Here is a 23,050-nt window from a genome sequence, read left to right as displayed (position 1 = left end):
CTCAACGAACTCCTGCTCATCTGCTCCCTGGTGCTGCTCATCGCGGTCGCGGCCGTGCGGATCTCCTCCCGGAGCGGGCTCCCCAGCCTCCTGCTCTACCTCGGCATCGGCATCGCGATCGGGCAGGACGGCATCGGCAACGTCGCCTTCGACAACGCCGAGCTCACGCAGGTCATCGGCTACGCGGCCCTCGTCGTGATCCTCGCCGAGGGCGGTCTCGGCACGAAGTGGAAGGAGATCAAGCCGGCCCTCCCGGCCGCCGTCGTCCTCTCCACGGTCGGCGTCGCCGTCAGCGTCGGCATCACCGCCACCGCCGCCCACTACCTCGTCGGCCTGGAGTGGCAGCAGGCGCTGATCATCGGCGCCGTCGTCTCCTCCACCGACGCCGCCGCGGTCTTCTCCGTACTGCGCAAGGTGCCGCTGCCCTCCCGGGTCACCGGTGTCCTGGAAGCCGAGTCCGGCTTCAACGACGCCCCCGTCGTCATCCTCGTCGTGGCCTTCTCCACGGCCGGACCGGTCGACGACTGGTACGTCCTGGTCGCGAAGATCGCCATGGAGCTCGCCATCGGCGTCGCCGTCGGCCTCACCGTCGGCTTCCTCGGCGCGTACGGGCTCCGCCACGTCGCCCTGCCCGCCTCCGGCCTCTACCCGATCGCCGTCATGGCCATCGCCGTCGTCGCGTACGCGGCGGGCGCCCTGGCCCACGGCTCCGGCTTCCTCGCCGTCTACCTGGCCGCGATGGTCCTCGGCAACGCCAAGCTGCCGCACGCCCCGGCCAACCGCGGCTTCGCCGAGGGACTCGGCTGGATCGCCCAGATCGGCATGTTCGTCCTGCTCGGCCTGCTCGTCACCCCGCACGAGCTGGGCCACGACTTCTGGCCCGCCGTCGTCATCGGCCTCGTCCTGACGATGGTCGCGCGGCCCATGGAGGTCATGGTCAGCCTGCTGCCCTTCAAGATCCCCTGGCAGGAGCAGGCCCTCATGTCCTGGGCCGGCCTGCGCGGAGCCGTGCCCATCATCCTCGCCACCATTCCGATGGTGTCGCAGATCGAGGGCAGCGAGCGGATCTTCAACATCGTCTTCGTCCTCGTCGTGGTCTACACCCTGGTCCAGGGCCCGACCCTGCCCTGGCTCGCGAAGGCGCTGAAGCTCGGCGAGGACTCGGCGGCGGCCGACCTCGGCGTGGAGTCCGCGCCCCTGGAGCGGCTGCGCGGCCACCTGCTCTCCGTCGCCATCCCCGAGCAGTCCCGGATGCACGGCGTCGAGGTCGCGGAGCTGCGGCTCCCGGCCGGAGCGGCGGTCACCCTGGTCGTACGGGAGGAGAAGAGCTTCGTGCCGGGTCCGGCGACCGTGCTGCGGCAGGGCGACGAGCTCCTCGTCGTGGCCACCGATCCGGTACGGGACGCCACGGAGCGTCGCCTCCGGGCGGTCGGACAGGGCGGCAAGCTCGCCGGCTGGCTCGGGACGGGCGGGGCGACGGCGGCCTCGGAGCCGAGCGGGACGCAGTTGCGGTTCGGCAAGGGGCACCGTCGCACCGGTCGCACCGGCGCGACGGGGCAGGGAGCCGCTAATCGCAGGCATTAATTCGGGCGTGGGGGTGTTTCCCAGGCAGAAGGCAGGCGTTCCCTGTAGCATGAAGGAACACCTGATCGAACCAACTCTGCCTGACGCAGAGCTGGCGCGACCGTATGGCGGCCGAGGCGCCCCTCCGCAGGGGGGCCGGACCGGTATCTACCGCAGTAACGCGCATGAGGACAGCTCTCGGCGACACCCGCACCACCATGCCGGGGCGCGCTACCAGGCGGCAGAAAGGCCAGGACCGTGGCGTCCACGGTCAACACCACGGGCAAGCGCCCCGGATACGGGCAGCTCCTGCGTACTCCCGGTGCGCTCTCCTTCGTGATCCCGGGCTTCGCCGCCCGCCAGCCCTTCGCGATGCTGACCATCGGCATCGTCCTGCTCGTCCAGAGCACCACCGGATCCTTCGGCAGCGCCGGCGCCGTCGCCGCCGTCACCGGCGTCTCGATGGCGCTGTTCGCCCCGCAGACCGGCAGGCTCGCCGACCGCTTCGGCCAGCGCGCCGTGCTCGTCCCGGGCGTCCTCGTCCACACCGCCTCGGTCGCGCTGCTCGTGGCGCTCGCCCTCGGCGACGCCCCGATGTGGGCGCTGTTCCTGGCCGCGGTCCCCACCGGCGCCTCCGTGCCGCAGGTCGGACCGATGGTCAGGGCCCGCTGGGCCGCGAAGCTCGACGGCACCCCGCTGATGTCGACGGCCGCGGCCTTCGAGTCCGTCACGGACGAGTTCACCTTCGTCGTCGGTCCCGTCCTCGCGACCGCCCTGTGCACCGGCATCCACCCGGCCGCGGGCCTGATCACCGAGGCGGTCCTCACCCTCGTCGGCGGCCTGTTCTTCGCCGCGCAGCGCGCCACCCAGCCCCCGTTCGGCATCTCCGCCGCCCACACCAGCGAGCCGCACCGCTCGGCGCTCTCCGTCCCCGGCGTCCGCGTCCTGATCGTCGCCTTCCTCGGCATCGGCGCCGTCTTCGGCGGCATGCAGGTCTCCCTGACCGCCTTCTCCACGGAGATCGGCAACCCCGGCATCAACGGCGTCCTGTACGGCATCTTCGCCGCCGGCAACATGCTCGCGGGCATCGCGGTCGGCGCCATCGCCTGGAAGATCGGCCCCCGCCGCCGGATGCTCCTCGGCTACGCCGGCCTCACGGTCGCTGCCTCCCTGCTGTGGACCACGCACTCCGTGGTCCTGCTCGGCGCGCTCGGCCTCGTCGTGGGTCTGTGCATCGCCCCGGCCCTGATCACCGGCTACACGATCGTCGAGACCCTGATCCCGGCGTCCGCCCGTACCGAGGCCTTCACCTGGCTCACCGGCGCGGTCGCGCTCGGCCAGGCCGCGGGTGTGACGGTCGCGGGCCGTCTCGCGGACGCCCAGGGCGCCAGCGCCGGATTCCTCGTGCCGATGGCGGCCACCGTGCTCGCCTTCGCCACCCTCGTCAGCCTGCGGTCGCGGCTCAAGCCGCGCGAGACCGGCCGGGTCGCGGCACGTGGCGTCGGTCACCGCGTGCCGGTGACGGTGGACTGATTCCGAGGAATACGTCAAGATGGAACGTCGTTAGCACTCGATGAGTGTGAGTGCCAGGAGGAAGTCACAGTGCCGACCTACCAGTACCAGTGCACCGAGTGCGGCGAAGGCCTCGAGGCGGTGCAGAAGTTCACCGATGACGCGCTGACCGAGTGCCCCAGCTGCAAGGGCCGCCTGAAGAAGGTGTTCTCGGCCGTCGGCATCGTCTTCAAGGGCTCCGGTTTCTACCGGAACGACAGCCGCGGCTCGTCGTCCAGCAGCTCGCCGGCCTCTTCGTCGAAGTCCTCGACCTCGTCGTCCTCGTCCTCGACGTCCTCGACGTCGTCGGATGCGAAGCCGGCCGCGTCGTCCTCGACGTCCACCGCTTCGTCGTCGAGCACCGGAAGCTCGACCTCGGCCGCCTGACCGGCCCGTTCCTTCACCGAGGGCCCCGTCGCACACGCGACGGGGCCCTCGGTGTTTTCGTGTGGCCCCTCACCCCTGGGAGTGAGCGGGTTATCCCCAGGCGGTGGGTCGTCCACAGGCCGGAGCGGGGAGGTGGACGGGCCGGGAGAGTGGGGGCGGAGATCTTCCCGGATCTCCTTTCTCTCCTTCTGGATCGGTGGTGTCGTGATGACGACGGCGATGACGGCGACGGTGGTGCCCGTGTTCGAGCCCGTACGGGGTGTGGGCGGCCGGCGGTCCCCGCTGCGGGGGCTGCGGCGGGCCCGGCCCGTGCTCGTGCTGCTCCTGGCGCTGACGAGCGCGCTGCTGGCCCTCGCCGCGGGGAGTGCGAGGTCGGGGGCCGCGCCACCCTCGCGGGAGGCCTCACCGCCTCGGGCCCGGCCGCCCGTCGCGGTGCGGCTCGTGACCGCGCCGGTGCGGATCGCGGACGCCGAGACCGTACGGCTTCTGCGGCCCGGGGACCGGGTCGACGTGATCGCCGCCTCCAACTCCCCGACGGGCGCGGCGGGTGAGGCGCGCGTGGTCGCTACTGGCGCCCGAGTGGCCGAAGTTCCGCGCTCGGGTGAGACTCATTCGGATGGAGGGGCGCTCGTCGTCCTCTCCGTTCCGCGGTCGACAGCGGCAACGCTGGCAGGTGCCGGTGTCACGTCACGACTGGCGGTGACGGTGTGCTGATTCGCACTGACTCACTGTCAAGTCACCGTCCCGTGTGTACGGATTGGACGCCTTCACGCCCTTCACGGCGTAATGGCTCCGCACACAGCGCAACGGACGAGAACGAAAGGCACCTTGGTGGCCGAGAAGAAGGAAAGCGTGCTGGAGGGCTTCAAGGCCTTCCTGATGCGCGGAAACGTGATCGACCTCGCGGTGGCGGTCGTCATCGGTGCCGCGTTCACGAACATCGTGAACTCGGTGGTCAAGGGGATCATCAACCCGATCGTCGGCGCCTTCGGCACGAAGGATCTGGAGGGTTACGCGTCCTGCGTCAAGGGCACCTGCAAGGTGGTCAACGGCGAGATGGAGGGCATCCAGCTCCAGTGGGGTCTGGTCCTCAGCGCGATCCTGAGCTTCATCATCACCGCGGCCGTCGTCTACTTCCTGATGGTCCTGCCGATGGCCAAGGTCCTCGCCAAGCGTGCCGCGCACGACAAGGCGAAGGAGGGCGTCGCGGAGACCATGGAGATCAGCGAGCTGGAGGTGCTCAAGGAGATCCGCGACCACCTCGTGGCGCAGCGCGGCGGCTCCGGCTCCGGCTCGGGTACGAGCACGGGGACCGGCACGGGCACGGGTTCGGGGACGCACCCCACCTCCTGACCGGCCCAGGCCGGGATCAGAGGTGGTGCGGCGGCTTCTCGTCGAGGAAGCGCGCGAGGTCGGCGGCGCTGTCGCCGCCGGCCGGAGGCCGCTCGCCCCATCCACGGTCCGTGTCGTCCGCGGACTGCTGGTCCAGCGGATCGTCGAAGACGAGCTTCGGCTTGGACGTGGGCTTCGCGTCTCGCGGGCCGTGGGCGGGGGCGGTGCTCATACCCTTCAGGGTACGCCCGCTCCCCCGCCCGGCCCCGCCCGGCCGGGGGCCCTCAGCGGTCCTTCGGATCGAGGGCCCACAGGCCCAGGACGACCAGGAACGACAGGACGAGGAAACCCGCCCCCCACCAGGCGGTGCCGGTGTCTCCGGCCATCCACTCGTCCACCACGATCGTCAGTCCCCAGAGCTGGCCGACGACGACCGTGAGCGCCAGCGCGAGACGCGCGGACAGCTTCGAGGAGCGCTCGGGCTCCTGCTCCGTACCGGCGCCGGGGCCCGGGCCGGTGTGCCGGACGCGGGGGTCTCCGTAGCCGCTGGTGGGCCTGATCTGCGGGTAGCGCTCGTGGACCGGCCGGTTCAGGCGGGCCTGGGCGCTGCCGGGGGTGTAGGCGGGGGCGGCCGGCGCGGTCTTCTCCGGCGAGACCGCCGGGACCTTCTCCGACGAGACTGCCGGGGCTGCCGGGGCTGCCGGGACCGGCGGCTCCGGGGCGTCGGGGTCTCTCGGGAACGGGGTGTCGGTCATGTGCGCCGGCTCCTCTCGGCCTCGGCCTTGGCGGAGGCCCCGGGGCAGCCGAGGCGTTCGGCGAGCTCGGGGCGGGTTCCGTCGAGCTGGCGGCACAGGCCCTCGCGGGCGCTCTCGCCCGAGCGGGCGGTGCCGATGGCCCAGACGCTGCCGTCGACCTCCTCCACCAGCAGCACCTTCGGGAGTCCGCGCGGCGGCGGTCCTGCGGTGACCTCTCCCGTACGGGCGTCGAAGATCCCCTCGTGGCAGGGGCAGTACAGCTCGCCCTCGCTGCCGCGTTCCTTGCGCCAGAGAACGGCGCAGGCGAGGTGGGTGCAGACGGCGGAGTAGCCGGCGAGGGTGCCGTCCTCCATGCGGACGGCGATGGCCCGGTCCTCCTCACCCGGATAGCGGAACGCGAGGGACTGGCCCGGTTCGATCGCGTCGGCGATCCTCTTCGGTTCGGGTGCGCCGTCGCTGTCACCGTGGCGGTGGAGGATGCCGGAGGCGACGGCGACGCCGCCGACGGCGAGGCCGCCGGAGACGGTGGCGACGATCCGCAGGTAGTCGCGGCGGCTGGTGAGGGAGTCGGCGGCGATCCGGTCCCGGAGTGCCGACTGCGCCGCGTCGGTGCCGGGGTCCGGTGCCGGCGGCTGGGGATCGGTGACGCTCAACGGACATCCCTTCCATTGATCTCGACGACGGGGAGGCCGCCGGGGACCGGCCACTGGACCTTGTCGGCGGGGACGACCATGGCCACGCCGGTGGTGACCGTGGTCGAGCCGAAGGTGAAGGAGTCGGCCACCTGGACGCCGGGGCGCTCGGCCTGGAGCTCTTCGAGCGTTCCGTAGAAGAGGGCACCGGTGGGGCAGACCGTGGCGCACATGGGGGCGAGGCCGTAGGCGGTGCGGTCGTAGCAGAGGTTGCACTTCATCTGGAGCTTCGCCTGGAGGTCGATCTTGGGGACGCCGAAGGGGCAGGCGTTGACGCAGTTGGCGCAGCCGATGCAGCGGGTGGTGTCGGCCTGCTGCACGACGCCGTCGGCGGTCACGAGGATCGCGTCGGCGGGGCAGACCTCGGCGCAGGGGGCGACCGGGTCCTCGCAGTGCATGCAGACGGTGGGGAGGGAGGCGACGGAGTGGCCCTCGTCGGGGTAGTCGAGGTGGATCATCGACTTGCCGCGGTGGGAGTCGCATTCGCGGCAGGCGGAGACGCAGGCCTGGCAGCCGATGCAGCGGCCCGGGTCGATGAAGATCGTGCGGCCCATCATGTGCGGGTCAGCTCCTCTCCGCGGTGCCGCGGCCCTGGGGGGAGGTCGGGGGCAGCGGGTCGAGTCGGGAGACCTGGGTCTCGGGGTAGGCCTGCTGTCCGGGGGCGGTGGGCGGGGCGGGGACCTCGTCGACGCGTTCGGCGGCCTCGATGCGGGCGGCGCAGACCTTGTACTCCGGGATCTTGGAGCGGGGGTCGAGGGCGTCGATGGTGAGGGCGTTGGCCGAGGTGGGGACGGGCCAGTGGTAGGGGATGAAGACGGTGTCGGGGCGGATGGCCTCGGTGACGAGGGCGGGGAAGACCTCGCTGCCGCGGCGGGTGACGACCCGGACGGGGTCGCCGTTGCGGAAGCCGTGGGAGGGGTGGACCTCGACCCAGGGACGGGGGGTCTGTTCGACGAGGGCGCCCAGGCGGCGGGTCTGATTGCCGGAGAGGAAGTGGGCGACGGTGCGGCCGGTGGTGAGCGAGAGGGGGTACTCCTCGCTGTACGGGTCCATCGGCGGGTGCCATTCGACGACCTGCATGTGGATCTTGCCGTCGGGGTGGTAGGTCCTGCCGTCCTCGAAGAGGCGGGGGGTGCCGGGGTGTTCGGTGGAGGGGCAGGGCCAGGAGATGCCGCCGGTCTCCTCCAGCCGCTCGTAGGTGATGCCGTAGTAGTCGTTGACCGTGCCGGCGGAGGCGACGCGGAGTTCCTCGAAGACGGCGCGGGAGTCCGCGAAGGCGAACTTGTCGGCGACGCCGAGCCGTTTGGCGAGTTCGCACATGACCCAGGTGTCGGTGCGGACGCCGGCCGGGGGTTCCTGCGCCTTGTTGTGCTTGACGACGCGGGCCTCGGCGTTGGCCATGACGCCCTCGTCCTCGGCCCAGACGGTGACGGGGAAGACGACGTGGGCGTTGGCGGCGGTCTCGGAGAGGAAGAAGTCGAACTGGGCGTGGAATTCGAGGGTGTCGTAGCCGTCCTTGACGGTGGCGTAGTTCGGGAGGGAGACGAAGGGGTTGTTGCAGATGCCGATGAGGCCGCGGATCTCCTGGCGTTGCATCTGCCAGACCATCTCCATCATGGAGGTGCCGGCGAGGGGGAGTTCGGCCTCGTCGATGCCCCAGATCTCGCAGATCTGGCGGCGGTGCTCCGGGTTGGAGATGGCCCGGCCGCCGGGGAGCATGTCGGACTTCTGGCCGTGTTCGCGGCCGCCCTGACCGTTGCCCTGGCCGGTGATGGTGCCGTAGCCGGCGCCGGGCTTGCCGATGTTCCCGGTGGCGACGCAGAGGTTGATGATCGTGAGGCAGTTCTCGACGCCCTGGGAGTGGTGCTCGACTCCTCGGGCGTGCCAGGCCATGGCCTTGCCGGCGCCGGCGAACATGCGGGCGACCTGCACGATCTGTTCCTCGGGGACGCCGCAGATGGCGGCGGAGCGGGACGGCGGGTAGTCGGCGACGGTCCTCTTGACCTCCTCCCAGCCGGTGGTGTGGGCGGCGAGGTAGGCCTCGTCGGTGAGGCCCTCGGCGACGACGACGTGCAGGACGGCGTTGAAGAAGGCGGAGTCGGTGCCGGGCTTGAGGGCGACGTGGACGTCGGCGGTGCGCGCGATGGCGGTCTCGCGGGGGTCGACGACGATGAGGGTGGCGCCCCGGTCGCGGGCTCCCCAGAGGTACTGGGTCATGACGGGGAAGCACTCGCCGACGTTGGATCCGGCGATGAGGAGGCAGTCGGTGAGGAGGATGTCGGAGAAGGGGTTGCCGGCGCGGTCGATGCCGAAGGAGAGCTTGTTGGCTCCGGCGGCGGAGACCATGCAGAGACGGCCGTTGTAGTCGACGTGCTTCGACTTGAGGGCGACGCGGGCGAACTTGCCGACGAGGTAGGTCTTCTCGGAGAAGAGGCTGGCCCCGCCGAGGAGCCCGAAGGCGTCGTTGCCGTTCTCGGCCTGGATGCGGCGGATCTCGGCGACGGTGTGGTCGAGGGCCTCCTCCCAGCTGACCTCGCGGAACTCCTCGTCGCGGTTCCGGCGCATGAGGGGGGCGGTGAGCCGGTCGGGGTGGTTGACCTGCTGGTAGGCGTTGATGCCCTTGGGGCAGAGCCGCATGCGGTTGATGTCGTGGTTGCGGGGCTCGACGCCGAAGACCTTGCCGCCGCGGTCGACGCGGAGGTACATGCCGCACTGGACGCCGCAGAAGCAGCAGTGGGTGGGGACGAGCGTCTCGCCGTTCTGGTCGGCGTGCCAGCGGTCGGCGGGGATGCCGCCGGCGTCGCGGAACTGGCGGGTGCCGGGCGGGGCGAGCGAGGGGTCGAGCGGCAGCGGCCGGCCGGAGGTGGTCGCGGGGTCGGTCGCGGTCACTTGAAGCCCTTCTTCACGTGGTCGAGGTAGGCGTTGCCACGCAGGACGCGCTTGCAGCGGGGGCAGTACTCGGCCCACTCGTCGAAGCCGAGGTCGAGGTCGCGCATGGTGCCCTGGAGGTTCTCGACGTAGGCGGGGGTGTCGATGGGCTCGTGGCAGCGGCGGCAGGCGAGCACCTCGTCCTCCTCGCCCTTGCGGCGGGAGGTGTACTTGAAGAGCTGCATGCCGACGGCGGCGGGCCGCTGGACGATGTGGAAGAACTTCCCGAAGGGGATGTAGATGAGGGTGAAGACCACGGAGACCATGTGCAGGACGGCGAGGAACTCGTATCCGCCGCCGTGCAGGAAGATCGACGAGAAGGTCAGCAGCAGACCCGTCACGGAGATGACGATCAGGCAGATCAGCGGCATCAGGTCGTAGGCGAAGCGCTGGCCGGTGATGGCGCCGCGGTCCTTCATGCGGCGCCACAGGAAGTAGCAGGCGCCGGCGATGACGAGGACGGCGGCGATGTCCAGGCCGTGGAACATGATCCAGCCGAAGACGCTGAGCGAGTCGAAGCCGAGGACCTTGAAGCCCCAGATCCGCATCTCGTAGCCGGGGCCCGAGCCGGTGGAGGAGGTGAAGGTGAACCAGCCCCAGGTGAGGGGGAAGGTGATCGCGGCGGCGAGCAGACAGCCCCAGAAGACGAGCTGGTGGGCGGCCCAGCGGGCGTGCGAGCGGGCGCCGAGGAACTTCTGGAAGCCGAGGTAGGTGGCGATCATCTTCGGCAGGGCGGTGGGGGCCTTGCGGAAGTTCGCGGCGGAGAAGAAGGAGCGCCAGCCCTGCTTGAAGAGGCGCCGGGCGCCGGGGGCGGAGATCCAGACGGTGTAGCGGTAGGCGACGCCGAAGGCGAGGAAGACCGTGGCCACGGCGTACGGGAGGAGGGCCGAGTCGAAGTCGCGGAGCAGGCGGCTTCCGAAGACGATCGCGAGGATCAGGAGGAGGGAGACGAGGGCGCCGACCGCCGTGGCGCGTCGGCGCACGGCGGCGGGGCTCTGCGGCGCGCGGCCGGTGGGTTCTGCTGGTGCCGCGTCTCCCGGGGTGGGGCTCGGCTCGGCTGTCTTCGGTGGCTCGGTCACGCGGCCACGGTAAGGCGGTACACCCTACTTCGTCCCGTTTTGCAGGGCGTCGGGGTGAGCGCGTCGCCGGCGGGGCCGTCAGATCGCGTTCAGGCCGTGGGAGCGGAAGAGCTCACGGGCCTCGGCGACCTGCTCGGGCGTCGGGGAGGGGGTGTCGTGCAGCGTGAACGGCTTGTCGAGGGCCTGCCACTTCGCCTCGCCGAGCTTGTGGAAGGGGAGGATGTCCACGCGGGAGACGTTGCCGAGCCCGGCGGCGAAGGCGGCGACGCCCTCGACGTTGGCGGGGTCGTCGGTGAGGCCGGGGACGAGCACGAAGCGGACGTGGACCTCCTGGCCGAGGTCGGCCAGACGCCGGGCGAAGTCCAGGGTCGGTTGGAGCGGGCGGCCGGTCACCTTCTTGTACGTCTCCGGGTCCCAGGACTTGATGTCGAGGAGGACCAGGTCGGTGTCGCGCAGCAGGGCGTCGGTGGCGCGGGCGCCCAGGAAGCCCGAGGTGTCGAGGGCCGTGTGGAGGCCGAGCTCGTGCTTCATGCGGTGCAGCAGCTCGCCGGTGAAGACGGGCTGGAGGAGGGGCTCGCCGCCGGAGACGGTGGCGCCGCCGCCCGAGGCGGAGATGAACCGGACGTACTTGCGGGCCTCGGCGATGACGTCGTCGGCGGAGGTGCGCTTGCCGTTCCGCATCTTCATCGTGTCGGGGTTGTGGCAGTACAGGCAGGTCAGCGGGCAGCCGGAGAGGAAGGTGACGAAGCGGGTGCCGGGGCCGTCGACGCCGGTCGACAGGTCCCAGGAGTGGACCGAGCCCTCGGAGGGGCGCTGGGTCGCCGCTGCGGCCGGGGTGACGGGCCGGACCGGGATGTCGGGGCCGAGGAGTGTCGTCATGGCGGTGCCTCGTTGGAGGAGGGGGGTGGGGGCTGAAGGGGGTGGGGCTGAAGGGGGTCGCGCGGCCCCGGGGCCCGGTGAGGGTGAAGAGGCAGAGCCCCGGGGTCGCGCGGGTCAGTGGCTCAGAGCGAGCCGTGGAAGGTGCGGTTCAGGACGTCGAGCTGCTGCTCGCGGGTCAGCCGGACGAAGTTCACCGCGTATCCGGAGACCCGGATGGTCAGCTGCGGGTAGTTCTCCGGGTGCTCCATGGCGTCCATCAGCACGTCGCGGTTGAGGACGTTGACGTTCATGTGGAAGCCGTCGCTGGCCATGTAGCCGTCGAGGACGCCCGCCAGGTTCTTGATCCGCTCCTCGGGGGTGCGGCCCAGGCCGTCGGGGGTGACGGTGTTGGTCAGCGAGATGCCGTCCTCCGCGTCCTCGTACGGGAGCTTGGCGACCGACATCGCCGAGGCGACGTAGCCGTGGCTGTCGCGGCCGTTCATCGGGTTGGCGCCCGGGGAGAAGGGCTCGCCGGCGCGGCGGCCGTCGGGGGTGTTGCCGGTCTTCTTGCCGTAGACGACGTTGGAGGTGATCGTCAGGACGGACTGGGTGTGCTCGGCGTTGCGGTACGTGGGGTGCTTGCGGACCTTCCGCATGAACTCCTCGACCAGCCAGACCGCGATCTCGTCGACGCGCTCGTCGTTGTTGCCGTACGCGGGGTACTCGCCGTCGATGAGGTAGTCGGTCGCGAGACCGGTCTCGTCACGGACGGGGCTGACCTTGGCGTACTTGATGGCGGCGAGGGAGTCGGCGGCGACCGAGAGGCCGGCGATGCCGCAGGCCATGGTGCGGCGCACGTCGCGGTCGTGGAGCGCCATCTCGATGCGCTCGTACGCGTACCGGTCGTGCATGTAGTGGATGACGTTCAGCGCGTGGACGTAGACGTCGGCGAGCCACTCCATCTGCTCGTCGAACTTCGCCATGACCTCGTCGTAGTCGAGGACCTCGGCGGTGAGGGCGCCGGTGGACGGGCCGACCTGGGCGCCGGACTTCTCGTCGCGGCCGCCGTTGATCGCGTACAGGAGCGTCTTGGCGAGGTTCACGCGGGCGCCGAAGAACTGCATCTGCTTGCCGACCGGCATCGCGGAGACGCAGCAGGCGATGGCGGTGTCGTCGCCGAAGCGCGGGCGCATCAGCTCGTCCGACTCGTACTGCACGGAGGAGGTGTCGATGGAGACCTTGGCGCAGAACTCCTTGAAGCCCTGGGGCAGCTGCGGCGACCAGAAGACCGTCATGTTCGGCTCGGGGGCCGGGCCGAGGTTGTAGAGGGTCTGGAGGTAGCGGAAGGAGGTCTTGGTGACCAGCGGACGGCCGTCCTCGCCCATGCCGGCGATGGACTCGGTGACCCAGGTCGGGTCGCCGGAGAACAGCTCGTCGTACTCGGGGGTGCGCAGGAAGCGGACGATGCGGAGCTTGATGATGAAGTCGTCGACGAGCTCCTGGGCCTGGGTCTCGTCGAGCAGACCGGCCTCGATGTCGCGCTGGAGGAAGACGTCGATGAAGGTGGACGTCCGGCCGAGGGACATCGCGGCGCCGTTCTGCTCCTTCACGGCGGCCAGGTAGGCGAAGTACAGCCACTGGATGGCCTCGCGGCCGGTGGTGGCCGGGCCGGAGATGTCGTAGCCGTAGGACTGCGCCATCGCCTTGAGCTCGCCGAGCGCGCGGATCTGCTCCGAGAGCTCCTCGCGGAGGCGGATCGTCTCTTCGAGGGAGCGGTTGCCGGCGGGGAGGGAGTTGAGCTCCTCCTTCTCCTCCTTCTTCACCTCGATGAGGCGGTCGACGCCGTAGAGCGCGACGCGGCGGTAGTCGCCGATGATGCGGCCTCGGCCGTAGGCGTCCGGGAGACCGGTGACGATGCCGGCCTTGCGGGCGGCGCGGATCTCGGGGGTGTACGCGTCGAAGACACCGGCGTTGTGGGTCTTGCGGTACTCGGTGAAGACCTTCTCCAGCTCCTCGGAGACCGGGTAGCCGTAGGTCTCCAGGGCGCCGGCGACCATGCGCCAGCCGCCGTACGGCATGATCGCGCGCTTCAGCGGGGCGTCGGTCTGGAGGCCGACGACGAGGTCCTTGTCGCGGTCGATGTAGCCGGGGGCGTGGGCGGTGATCGTCGAGGGGATGTCGTACGAGACGTCGTAGACGCCCTTCGCGCGCTCCTCGGGGAACTTGTCCGTGATGGCCTTCCACACGGCGGTGGTCCGCTCGGTGGGGCCGGCGAGGAACGTGTCGTCGCCCTCGTACGGGGTGTAGTTCTGCTGGATGAAGTCGCGGACGTCGATGGCGTCGCGCCACAGGCCGCCCTTGAAGTTCTTCCAGGCCCGCTCGTTCACGGTGGCCTCAGCCGGGGTAGCAGTCACGTCCCGCACCGCCTTCTTCGAATCATTCGATCGCGTCGTTGCTTATCTCCATTTCACCCCCTTTGATCGATCATCTGGGTCGGCATTGGTCACCGGTCGACGGCCTTTGGTCCCTTTACGGGAACGCCGGAAGACCCCGCCGTGGCGGGGCCTTCCGGGAGCGCGGTGGTACAGGGATCAGCGGGGGATCAGCTGGGCGCCTCGGCGCTCTTGCGGGCGTAGAACCACCAGGTCACGACCATGCAGCTGACGTAGAAGGCGACGAATCCCCACATCGCGCTGGTCACGGCCACCGAGCCGAAGAGGGCCGGGATGAAGAAGAAGCCGTAGGCCGCGATGGCCGAGGTGAAGCCGGTGACGGCACCGGACTCCATTTCCGCCTGCTTCAGCGCCTTGGCGTATTCCGGGGTGCCTTCCTCCAGGCCCTTGAGGTGGGTCCCGCGGAAGATGACCGGGATCTGCCGGAAGGTCGAGCCGTTGCCGATTCCGGAGAAGAAGAACGCGGCGAGGAAGCAGAAGAAGAAGCCGTAGAACGAGCCGCCGTCACCGCCCGAGGGCAGGAAGTTGATCACGCCGATGATGGAGACGGCCATGCCCACGAAGGACAGGATCGTGACCCGGGCGCCGCCCCACTTGTCCGCGATCCAGCCGCCGCCCCAGCGGGCGAGGGCGCCGACGGCCGGGCCCATCCAGGCGTAGGTGGCGACGGAGTAGTCCGGGAACGTGGTCTTGATGAGCATCGGCAGCGCGGCGGCGAAGCCGATGAAGGAGCCGAAGGTGCCGACGTAGAGCCAGGTCATCAGCCAGTTGTGCTTGCGCTTGAAGATGATCTTCTGCTGGCTGAAGGGGGTCGAGGCGACCTTCAGGTCGTTCTGGCCGAACCAGGCGAGGGCCGCGAGGACGAGCAGGACCGGCACCCAGAGGAAGGCCGCGTTCTGCAGGTAGACCGGGGTGCCGTCGGCCTTGTGCTGGGCCGAGCCGATCGCGATGGTCGACCAGGTGATGACGATCGGGGTCAGCAGCTGGACGACCGAGACGCCGAGGTTGCCGAGACCGCCGTTGATGCCGGTCGCGCTGCCCTTCTTCGCCTTCGGGAAGAAGAAGCCGATGTTGGCGAGGGAGGAGGCGAAGTTCGCGCCGCCGATGCCGCAGAGGGCCGCGATGGCGACCATCACGCCGTACGGGGTGGTCGGGTCCTGGATCGCGATGCCGAGCCAGATCAGCGGCACGATCAGGACGACCGTCGACAGCGCGGTGAAGCGGCGCTGGCCGACCATCGGGCCGAGGAAGGTGTAGAAGATCCGGGCCGTGCCGCCGGTCAGACCGGGAATGGCCGTCAGCCAGAACAGCTGCGAGGTGGAGAAGCCGAAGCCGACGTCCTTCAGGTTGGTCGCGGTGACCGACCAGACCTGCCAGACGACGAACGCCACGAGCAGCGCGGGGACCGCGATCCACAGGTTGCGGGTGGCGACCTTCTTGCCGATCGACTTCCAGAAGAGCTCGTTCTCGGGCTCCCAGTCGGTGATCGCCTTTCCGGGGCGGTACTGCTCCGTGTCGTACGACGGAGCCGGCCCGCCCGTCTTTCTGCCGTCCTGGGTAGTGGGGACTACGGAACTCATGGCGCTTCCCTGCCTTTTTCGCAGACTGTTCTTCGCAGACTTTTTCCTGCTCTTCCAGGCTGCGGTGCGGCATAAGGGGTGCGTGAGTGCCGATGGTCGCCGAACGGGCGGGCCAAGGTCGGCCCGCCCGTCGTGACAAAGGTCCTGTCAGCCCCGCGCGGAGGGCACCTCGGGAACCGGCAGCACCGGAAGCGACACCTCCGGGTCGTCCAGGCACGCCCCGGTCCGCAGGTCGAACTCCTGCTTGTGCATCGGCGAGGCCACCACCGGCACCCCGTCCCGGCTGCCCATGATCCCGTTCGCCATCACGTCGGTGCCCGAGAACGGGTCCCGGTTGCCCACCGCGTACACCGTCCCGTCCCCGTCCCGGAACAGCGCCGCCTCGGTCCCGTCCGCGAGGACGGCGGCCCGGCCGCGCCCCGGCTCCAGGAACTCGACCCCGGCCACGTGCGGCTCGAAGCGGGCCAGCGCCTCCGGGTCGTCGAGGACGGCCTGCCACTCGTCGCGGTACGCGGCCACGTGCCGCTCCATCTGCGCCTCCAGCTCGGCGCAGATCCCGAGGGAGTCCTCGACCAGGACCTCCTTCAGGTGGTCGAGGCCGCCGTCGAGCCGCTCCGTCCAGGCCGAGGTGCGCTCCAGGCGCTCGCCCGTCCGGATGTAGTACATGAGGTACCGGTCGATCAGCGCGAACAGCTCGGCGGCCGACAGGTCGGAGGCGAGGAGTTCGGCGTGGCGGGGGTTGGTGCCGCCGTTGCCGCCGACGTACAGGTTCCAGCCGCCGGCGGTCGCGATGACGCCGATGTCCTTCCCGCGGGCCTCCGCGCACTCGCGCAGGCAGCCGGAGACGCCGCCCTTGATCTTGTGCGGGGCGCGCAGGCCCCGGTAGCGGAGCTCCAGGTCGATCGCGAGCTGCACCGAGTCGCCCTGCCCGAAGCGGCAGAACTTCGACCCGACGCAGGACTTCACCGTCCGCAGCGACTTGCCGTACGCCTGCCCGGACTCGAACCCGGCGGCGATCAGCCGCCGCCAGATGACCGGCAGCTCCTCCTTCCGCGCGCCGAAGAGGTCGATCCGCTGACCGCCGGTGATCTTGCTGTAGAGGCCGTGGTCGCGGGCCACCTCGCCGATCACGATGAGCTGCTCGGCGGTGATCTCACCGCCGGGGACGCGCGGGACGACCGAGTAGGTGCCGTCCTTCTGGAGGTTGGCGAGGAAGAGGTCGTTGGAGTCCTGGAGCGCGGCCTGCTCGCCCTCCAGGACGTGCGTCAGGCCGAGTTCGGGGGCGAGGGTGCCGAGGACGTTGGCGACGACGGGCTTGCAGACGGTGCAGCCGGAGCCGCCCGAGCCATGGGCCTCCATCAGCTCGGTGAAGGAACGGATCCGCTCGGTGCGGATCAGCTCGTAGACCTCGGGCCGGGACAGCGTCGGGAAGTGCTCGCACAGGCCCCGCGCCTTCTCCACGCCGGCCGCGTCCAGGACCGCCTGGAGCGTGTTCACGCAGCCGCCGCAGCCCGTGCCCGCCTTGGTGCAGCGCTTGACGCCGCCGATGTCGACCAGGCCGAGCTCGGTGATCGCCGCCGCGACCGCGCCCTTGGTCACGTTGTGGCAGGAGCAGACGACGGCGTCGTCGGGGAGGGTGTCCGCGCCGGGCAGCTCGGCCCCGCCGGCGGGGAGGAGGAAGGCCTCGGGCGGGGCGGGCAGCTTGCTGCCCGTGCCCGCGTGCGGCTTGAGGGAGCCGTACGCGTCGGCGTCGCCGACCAGGATGCCGCCGAGGAGCTGCCCGTCGGGGCCGAGGAGCAGCTTCTTGTAGACGCCCTCGCGGCCGTCCGAGAAGACGATCTCGGTGGCGCGCGGGCCGCCGTCGCGGCCGTCCGCGAACGGGTCGCCGAAGGAGGCCACGTCCGCGCCCATCAGCTTCAGCTTGGTCGAGGTGTCGGCGCCGGTGAAAACGGTCGTCCCCTCGCCCGCGAGCTGGTCCGCGACGGCCTCCGCCATCTGGTAGCCGGGGGCGACGAGCCCGTACACCCGGCCGTCGGCCGTCTGCGCGCACTCGCCGATGGCGTACACGTACGGGTCGGTCGTCCGGCAGCGCTCGTCGACCGCCACTCCCCCGCGGTCGCCGACCCCGAGCCCCGCCTCGCGGGCGAGCCGGTCGCGCGGCCGCACCCCGGCGGAGAAGACGACGACGTCGGCGGGGAGCCGCTCGCCGCTCGACAGCTTGAGCCGGGTCGCCTTCCCCTCGGCGTCCGTCTCGACCTCGGCGGCGCCGACGCCGGTGTGCACGGCCACGCCCATCGACTCGATGGTGGAGCGCAGGGCGGCCGCGCCGCCGTCGTCGACCTGGAGGGGCATGAGGCGGGGCGCGAACTCGACGACGTGCGTGGCGAGTCCGAGGGTACGGAGCGCGCCGGCGGCCTCCAGGCCGAGGAGCCCGCCGCCGATGACGACGCCGGTACGGGCACCCTCGGCGGCGTACGAGGTGAGGGCGTCGACGTCGTACAGCGTGCGGTACGTGAAGCAGCCCGCCGCGTCGGCGCCGGGGATCGGCGGCACGAAGGGGTACGAGCCGGTGGCGAGGACGAGGGCGTCGTAGGCGACGACCGCGCCGGAGGTCGTCGTGACCGTCCTGGCCGTCGTGTCGACGTGCTCGGCAGGGTCGCCGAGCCGCAGGTCGATGCCGTGCCCGGCGAGGAACTCGGGGGTCGACAGGCCCAGTTGGTTGGGCTCGGTGCCGCTGAAGACGGAGGAGAGGTGGACCCGGTCGTACGCCGGGACGTCCTCCTCCGCGAGAACGGTGACCTGCCAGCCGGGACCGTCGGGAACGGCCGGATCGGCGAGCGCGCCGCGCTCGGCCAGTGCCTCCAGGAGCCGGTGGCCGACCATGCCGTGGCCGATGAGGACGAGGGACTGGGTCCGCTGGGCGGCCATGACGGGCTCCGTGGGGGTCGCGGGGGCTGGTGGTGCTGCTGGCGGGGATTCCTTTCCGACCGTAGGCGCCCGGTAGGGGCGTGTCGGGGCGAGAAGGACCCGAGAACCGGGGACTTGTGGCCCTGCCGCCGGGGCCCAACGGCGGTGGTACGGGGGCGGGGGCGGGCCTAGCGTGGGGAGAGCGAGGCCACCGGCGGCGCACGACACCGCCGCCGATGGCCCGCCGTACTTCTGGGGGCAGACGGAGGTAGAGACAGATGGCAGGGATGCTTCAGGCACGAGACCTGGTCCTGGCCGTGCACGGCAGCGCCGTCCCCGAGGCGGGCGCGACCGTCGAGCGGCTCGCCGAGCGGGTCCGCGGGCTGACCGGGGCGCCCGTCGCCGTCGGCCACCTCGACCACCAGACACCCTCCCTCCCGTACGTCCTCGCGGACCGGCCCGGCGCGGTCGTCGTCCCGCTGCTGCTCGGCGACGGCTACCACCGCACGGTCGACATCCCGTCCGTCGCCCGCCACTTCGACTGCGCCGTCACCCGCGGGCTCAGCGGCGAACACGCGGTGGCGCTCGCCCTGTACGACCGGCTGCGGGCCGCCGAACGGGCGGCGGGCGGCCCGGCCGACGCGGTCGTCGTCGCGGGCGCGGGCTCCTCGCGGCCCGGCGGCAACGACGGCACCCTGACGGCGGTCCGGCAGCTCGGCACGCTCCTTCCGGTCCCGGTGACCGCCGCGTACTGCTCGGCGAGCGAGCCGACCCCGGGCGAGGCGGTCGCCCGGCTCCACGCCTGCGGCTTCCGCCGCGTCGCCGTCGCCGCCCACCTCCTGGCCCCGGGCCGCTTCACGCACGCGCTCGCGGAGGTACCGGACGTGTGGGCGGTCGGGGAACCGCTCGCGGACCACCCGAGGATGGCGGGGCTCGTGGCGGGCCGGTACACGCGGGCGGCGGCGGCACCGGTGGTGTGGGACCGAGCGGCGGCCTGAGGCCCCGCGCCCGACCTCGCCCCACCCCCTACCCACCCCTTTCCCGTACAGGCATCCGAACGGGTGGCCCTGGAGGCACTCCGTCCGCCGTTTGCGGAACACCCCACCCCCTCTGATCTCCTGGGGTGATGACGACCCCTCGGATGACGCCACCCCTCCTCCCCCTCACCGCACGCTCCCGCCAGGAGGCGCACCGGACCGCGACCTCCCTGGAGCTCTTCTTCGACCTCTGTTTCGTCGTCGCCGTCGCCCAGGCCGGCGCCGAACTCGTCCACGCGGTCGCGGAGGGCCACGCGGGCGAGGGGGTCGTCAACTACGCGATGGTCTTCTTCGCCATCTGGTGGGCGTGGATGAACTTCACGTGGTTCGCCTCGGCGTACGACAACGACGACGTGCTCTACCGGGTCGTCACCCTCGTGCAGATCGCGGGCGTCCTCGTCCTCGCCGCCGGTGTCTCGCGCGCCTTCGAGGAGCACGACTTCCTGGTCGTCTACATCGGCTACGTCGTCATGCGGATCGCCCTCGCCTCCCAGTGGCTCCGCGCCGCCCACCACGCGACCGACCCGGCCGAACGGACCATGTGCCGGCGGTACGCGTTCGGTGTCCTGACCGTGCAGCTCGGCTGGCTCGCCCTCGTCCTCGCCCCCGAGCCGGCCCGCCCCTGGATCTTCCTCGTGATGGCGCTGGCCGAGATGGCCGTCCCCCTGTACGCGGAGAAGGACGCGCCCAGCACCTGGCACCCGCACCACATCGCCGAGCGGTACGGCCTGTTCACGATCATCGTGCTCGGCGAGACCGTCGCCGCCGCGACCGTCGCCGTGAAGTCCGGGATCATCGAGCACGACGCGCTCGACGAGCTCCTGCCGATCGCCGCCGGCGGCCTCCTGATCGTCTTCGCCGCCTGGTGGATCTACTTCGTCGTCCCCGCCCACGACCGGCTGACGTCGAGCCGCCAGGGCTTCCTGTGGGGCTACGGCCACTACGTCATCTTCACCTCGGCCGCCGCCGTCGGCGCGGGCCTGGAGATCGCCGTCGAACAGGCGGTGGGCGAGGCCCACATCTCCCGCCTCGCCGCCTCGGCCGCCGTGACGATCCCGTCGGCCGTCTTCCTCCTCTCCGTCTGGCTGCTCCACGCCCGCTACTTCAAGGTCGGCATCGCCCAGCAACTCGTCCTCCCCGGCGCCTCCCTCGCGATCCTCCTGTGCACCTTCGCGGGCCGCTGGGCAGTCCTCGCCGCCGGCCTCGCGGCCGCGGCGGCGGTCGCCGTCGGCGTGACCCTGACGACCCGCACGGGCAACCGGGACACCGACGAGTCCCTCGCGTGACCGACCGGGTCTTCGTGGTCGTCTCCGGGCTGCCCGCCAGCGGGAAGACCACGCTGGCGCGCGGGCTCGCGGCGGAGCTCGGGTTTCCGCTGGTCGACAAGGACGTCGTTCTGGAGTCCCTGTACGACTCGCTCGGCGTCGGCGACCAGGCGTGGCGGCATCGGCTGAGCCGGGCGGCGGACGGTGTGCTGTACGCGCTGGCCGCCGACGCGGGGCGGGCGGTGCTCGTGAACTGGTGGCACCGGGACAGTTCGCCCGCGCGGCTCCGGTCGCTCGGCGGGCGGCTCGTCGAGGTGCACTGCGCCTGTGACGTCGAGGTCGTCGCCGAGCGGTTCCGGGCGCGCGAGCGGCACCCCGGGCATCTCGACCGGGAGCTGACGCCCGAGGCGCTGCGGGAGCGGATCGCCGGGTGGGCGGCGCGGCCCGGGCCGTTGGGGGCCGGGGGGCCGGTGGTGGTCGTCGACACCGGCGCGCCCGTGGACGGCCGGGCGGTCGCCGCGGAGGTGGGTGCGCTGCTCCGGCGGGCGTGACGCGGGCACGGGCGGGGTGGGGCGGGGCGTGGTAGGCAGGGGGGATGAGACAGGGTGGACGGGTGAGTGGGGCGGGGGTGGGTGACGGGGTCACCGACGTCGCCGGGATACGGGTGGGGCACGCGCGCGTGGAGCGGGTGGGGGCGCTGACGGGGACCACCGTCGTGCTCGCGCCCGAGGGCGGGATGGTCGCCGCCGTGGACGTGCGGGGCGGCGGGCCGGGGACGCGGGAGACGGACGCGCTCGATCCCCGGAACGTGGTGCAGCGGATCGACGCCGTCGTCCTCACCGGCGGCAGCGCGTACGGGCTCGACTCCGCCGCCGGGGTCATGGCCTGGCTGGAGGAGCGGCGGCGGGGCGTGCGGGTCGGGCCCGATCCGGCGCATGTGGTGCCGGTGGTGCCGGCGGCCTGCGTGTTCGACCTGGGGCGCGGTGGCGACTTCGCCGCCCGGCCGGACGCGGCGACGGGCCGGGCCGCCGTCGAGGCGGCGTACGCGAGCGGGGACCACGCGCGCGTGGCGACGGGCGCGGTCGGCGCGGGCACCGGGGCCGTGGCCGGCGGGCTGCGGGGCGGGGTGGGGACGGCGAGCGCCGTCCTGGGCTCGGGGATCACGGTCGGCGCGCTCGTCGTCCTGAACGCGGCCGGTTCGGCGGTCGACCCGGCGACCGGCGTCCCGTACGGCGCCTGGTACGAGGACGGCCGGTCGGGCGCCCCGGCGGAGGCCGTGCACGCGGCGGCGGTACGGCGGCTCGCGGAGGCCCGCGCGGCGAGCACCCGGCCCCCGCTGAACACGACGCTCGCCGTCGTCGCGACGGACGCCGTGCTGACGCGCGCGCAGGCGCAGAAGGTCGCGGGTACGGCGCACGACGGCATCGCGCGCGCCGTGCGGCCGGTGCACCTGATGAACGACGGCGACACGGTCTTCGCGGTCGCCACCGGCCGCCGCGACCTCCCGGAGGCTCCGGGCCCGCTCGCCCTGAACGAGATCCTCGCCGCCGGGGCGGACCTCGTGACCCGGGCGATCGTCCGGGCCCTGCTCGCGGCACCGGGCGGGCAGCGCGGGCCGGGCGGCGACTTTCCCTCGTACCGGGAGCTCTACGGGGCCGAAGCGGAGCCGTACTCCCGGTAAGGAAAAGGAAGTTGAGGCTTGGTCAGCTTTACCCGGCGGAAACCTTCCGCCCGAAGCCCCCGTTTTCCGGAACGCTGGACGCGATGTCAGACCCAGGCACTACGTTGTGCAAGCACCAAGTGACAAGCGGCGACGGCCTGGCCTGGAGACCCTCTTGAATGATCCGCGGGATTCCCACGATCCGACCGAGACGAGCGAGACGACCGAGACCACGGAGACGACCGAGGCACACCTCGCACTGCTCCTCGGCAGGGCGCTCAACTCCTTCGACCTGCCCGATTCCCTCGTCGAGCGCCTCGGCACGGCGCTCGCCCACTCCACCGCTCTGCACTCCTCCCACCACAGCGCGTCGCTCCGGCGCAGCACCCACCGGCACACGTACCTCCTCGCCGACGGCAGCGCCGTCAGCCTCTGGGAGCTCACGCACAACGCCGGGCGGGACGGCACCGACCAGCACGAGCTGTACCGGGAGGAGTCGGAGGCCCGGCTCGCCGCCTCCCGGCTGCCCGTCGAACCGCTGACCGGCTGGACGATCGAGCGCACCGACGGCCGCCCGCTCGACGAGGACGACGAGGACGACATCGCCCTCCTCAGCACCCTCCTCGCCCGCCCCATACCGGCCCAGCCGCGGATGTACGTGCCGGACAACTCGGCCGACCACGCCCGCCGCGTCCTGCGCCGCGCGGAGAACGCGGACCGGCCGGGCGAGGAGACCGCCCGACGGCTCCGCCTCTCCTTCGCCCACCACATCACCCAGTCCTTCGGGCGCGCCTGCGCGGTCGAGGGCGGCCGGGACGCCGGCTTCACCCTCTACGAGCACCAGTTCCTGCTGCTCGACGGCAGCGAGGTCAGCCTCTGGGAGGTCGAGCACACGGCGACCCCGGACGGCCGCCACATGTGCGAGGTGTACGAGGACGAGGAGACGGCCCGCAGGGCGATGGAGTTCCGCTCCCGGGTCCTCTGACACACCACCCCGGTGGCC

At 71.6% G+C, this 23,050-nt stretch carries 20 protein-coding genes; 10 read left to right on the top strand and 10 right to left on the bottom strand.

Going from position 1 to position 23,050, the window contains the following annotated elements:
- The first annotated feature begins 30 nt into the window (after positions 1-30).
- From ACFC0Z_RS23955 to mscL, 5 genes are all read left to right on the top strand, one after another.
- Positions 31-1,584, top strand: coding sequence for a potassium/proton antiporter (locus tag ACFC0Z_RS23955; RefSeq protein ID WP_376441463.1), 1,554 nt, complete (start codon positions 31-33; stop codon positions 1,582-1,584).
- A gap of 237 nt (positions 1,585-1,821) precedes the next feature.
- The gene (locus ACFC0Z_RS23950; RefSeq protein WP_376441462.1) at positions 1,822-3,096 is read left to right on the top strand and encodes an MFS transporter; all 1,275 of its coding nucleotides are present in this window, start codon (positions 1,822-1,824) and stop codon (positions 3,094-3,096) included.
- A gap of 69 nt (positions 3,097-3,165) precedes the next feature.
- On the top strand, positions 3,166-3,501 hold the full coding sequence (locus ACFC0Z_RS23945; RefSeq protein WP_376441459.1) for an FmdB family zinc ribbon protein: 336 nt from the start codon (positions 3,166-3,168) through the stop codon (positions 3,499-3,501).
- A gap of 207 nt (positions 3,502-3,708) precedes the next feature.
- The gene (locus tag ACFC0Z_RS23940; protein ID WP_376441457.1) at positions 3,709-4,215 is read left to right on the top strand and encodes a hypothetical protein; all 507 of its coding nucleotides are present in this window, start codon (positions 3,709-3,711) and stop codon (positions 4,213-4,215) included.
- A 72-nt stretch (positions 4,216-4,287) separates the two neighbouring features.
- Positions 4,288-4,854, top strand: a complete 567-nt coding sequence (mscL, locus tag ACFC0Z_RS23935; RefSeq protein ID WP_376441454.1) for a large conductance mechanosensitive channel protein MscL — start codon at positions 4,288-4,290, stop codon at positions 4,852-4,854.
- 16 nt (positions 4,855-4,870) lie between these two features.
- On the opposite strand, the gene ACFC0Z_RS23930 is transcribed toward mscL, so the two are convergent.
- From ACFC0Z_RS23930 to nirB, 10 genes are all read right to left on the bottom strand, one after another.
- The gene (locus ACFC0Z_RS23930) at positions 4,871-5,065 is read right to left on the bottom strand and encodes a hypothetical protein (protein ID WP_376441452.1); all 195 of its coding nucleotides are present in this window, start codon (positions 5,063-5,065) and stop codon (positions 4,871-4,873) included.
- 52 nt (positions 5,066-5,117) lie between these two features.
- The gene (locus ACFC0Z_RS23925; RefSeq protein ID WP_376441450.1) at positions 5,118-5,588 is read right to left on the bottom strand and encodes a hypothetical protein; all 471 of its coding nucleotides are present in this window, start codon (positions 5,586-5,588) and stop codon (positions 5,118-5,120) included.
- Positions 5,585-6,241: a ubiquinol-cytochrome c reductase iron-sulfur subunit gene (locus ACFC0Z_RS23920; protein WP_376441447.1), complete on the bottom strand. Its 657-nt coding sequence runs from the start codon at positions 6,239-6,241 to the stop codon at positions 5,585-5,587. The genes ACFC0Z_RS23925 and ACFC0Z_RS23920 overlap by 4 nt, the downstream gene beginning before the upstream one ends.
- Positions 6,238-6,837: a 4Fe-4S dicluster domain-containing protein gene (locus tag ACFC0Z_RS23915; protein WP_125751250.1), complete on the bottom strand. Its 600-nt coding sequence runs from the start codon at positions 6,835-6,837 to the stop codon at positions 6,238-6,240. Before ACFC0Z_RS23915 ends, ACFC0Z_RS23920 begins: the two co-directional genes overlap by 4 nt.
- 7 nt (positions 6,838-6,844) lie before the next feature.
- Positions 6,845-9,169 (bottom strand): molybdopterin oxidoreductase family protein, encoded by a 2,325-nt coding sequence (locus tag ACFC0Z_RS23910; RefSeq protein WP_376441445.1) that lies wholly within the window; start codon positions 9,167-9,169, stop codon positions 6,845-6,847.
- Entirely contained in the window at positions 9,166-10,287 is a 1,122-nt protein-coding gene (locus ACFC0Z_RS23905; protein ID WP_376441442.1) for an MFS transporter, read from the bottom strand. Before ACFC0Z_RS23905 ends, ACFC0Z_RS23910 begins: the two co-directional genes overlap by 4 nt.
- Positions 10,288-10,365: 78 nt before the next feature.
- A complete protein-coding gene (pflA, locus tag ACFC0Z_RS23900) occupies positions 10,366-11,166 on the bottom strand; it encodes a pyruvate formate-lyase-activating protein (protein WP_376441439.1) in 801 nt (266 codons plus the stop codon).
- Positions 11,167-11,288: 122 nt separating this feature from the next.
- Positions 11,289-13,559, bottom strand: coding sequence for a formate C-acetyltransferase (pflB, locus tag ACFC0Z_RS23895; protein WP_376441437.1), 2,271 nt, complete (start codon positions 13,557-13,559; stop codon positions 11,289-11,291).
- A gap of 188 nt (positions 13,560-13,747) precedes the next feature.
- Positions 13,748-15,178, bottom strand: a complete 1,431-nt coding sequence (locus tag ACFC0Z_RS23890; protein WP_376441434.1) for an MFS transporter — start codon at positions 15,176-15,178, stop codon at positions 13,748-13,750.
- A 147-nt stretch (positions 15,179-15,325) separates the two neighbouring features.
- Positions 15,326-18,106, bottom strand: coding sequence for a nitrite reductase large subunit NirB (gene nirB, locus ACFC0Z_RS23885; protein ID WP_376441431.1), 2,781 nt, complete (start codon positions 18,104-18,106; stop codon positions 15,326-15,328).
- A 257-nt stretch (positions 18,107-18,363) separates the two neighbouring features.
- On the opposite strand from nirB, the gene ACFC0Z_RS23880 reads away from it, so the two are divergent.
- The 5 genes from ACFC0Z_RS23880 to ACFC0Z_RS23860 all read left to right on the top strand — a co-directional run bounded on the left by ACFC0Z_RS23880 (position 18,364) and on the right by ACFC0Z_RS23860 (position 23,032).
- The gene (locus tag ACFC0Z_RS23880; protein WP_376441429.1) at positions 18,364-19,083 is read left to right on the top strand and encodes a sirohydrochlorin chelatase; all 720 of its coding nucleotides are present in this window, start codon (positions 18,364-18,366) and stop codon (positions 19,081-19,083) included.
- Positions 19,084-19,226: 143 nt separating this feature from the next.
- On the top strand, positions 19,227-20,408 hold the full coding sequence (locus tag ACFC0Z_RS23875; RefSeq protein WP_376441426.1) for a low temperature requirement protein A: 1,182 nt from the start codon (positions 19,227-19,229) through the stop codon (positions 20,406-20,408).
- Entirely contained in the window at positions 20,405-20,938 is a 534-nt protein-coding gene (locus ACFC0Z_RS23870; RefSeq protein WP_376441423.1) for an AAA family ATPase, read from the top strand. The genes ACFC0Z_RS23875 and ACFC0Z_RS23870 overlap by 4 nt, the downstream gene beginning before the upstream one ends.
- A 44-nt stretch (positions 20,939-20,982) precedes the next feature.
- A complete protein-coding gene (locus ACFC0Z_RS23865; RefSeq protein ID WP_376441420.1) occupies positions 20,983-22,068 on the top strand; it encodes a P1 family peptidase in 1,086 nt (361 codons plus the stop codon).
- Positions 22,069-22,222: 154 nt separating this feature from the next.
- Positions 22,223-23,032 (top strand): DUF6227 family protein, encoded by an 810-nt coding sequence (locus ACFC0Z_RS23860; protein WP_376441418.1) that lies wholly within the window; start codon positions 22,223-22,225, stop codon positions 23,030-23,032.
- Positions 23,033-23,050: the final 18 nt, after the last annotated feature.

The sequence above is a fragment of the Streptomyces sp. NPDC056144 genome (genome assembly GCF_042264145.1).
Taxonomy (GTDB): Bacteria; Actinomycetota; Actinomycetes; order Streptomycetales; family Streptomycetaceae; genus Streptomyces.
Note: the sequence above shows the minus strand (reverse complement) of the source record. Positions and strands in the feature narration are given on the sequence as shown.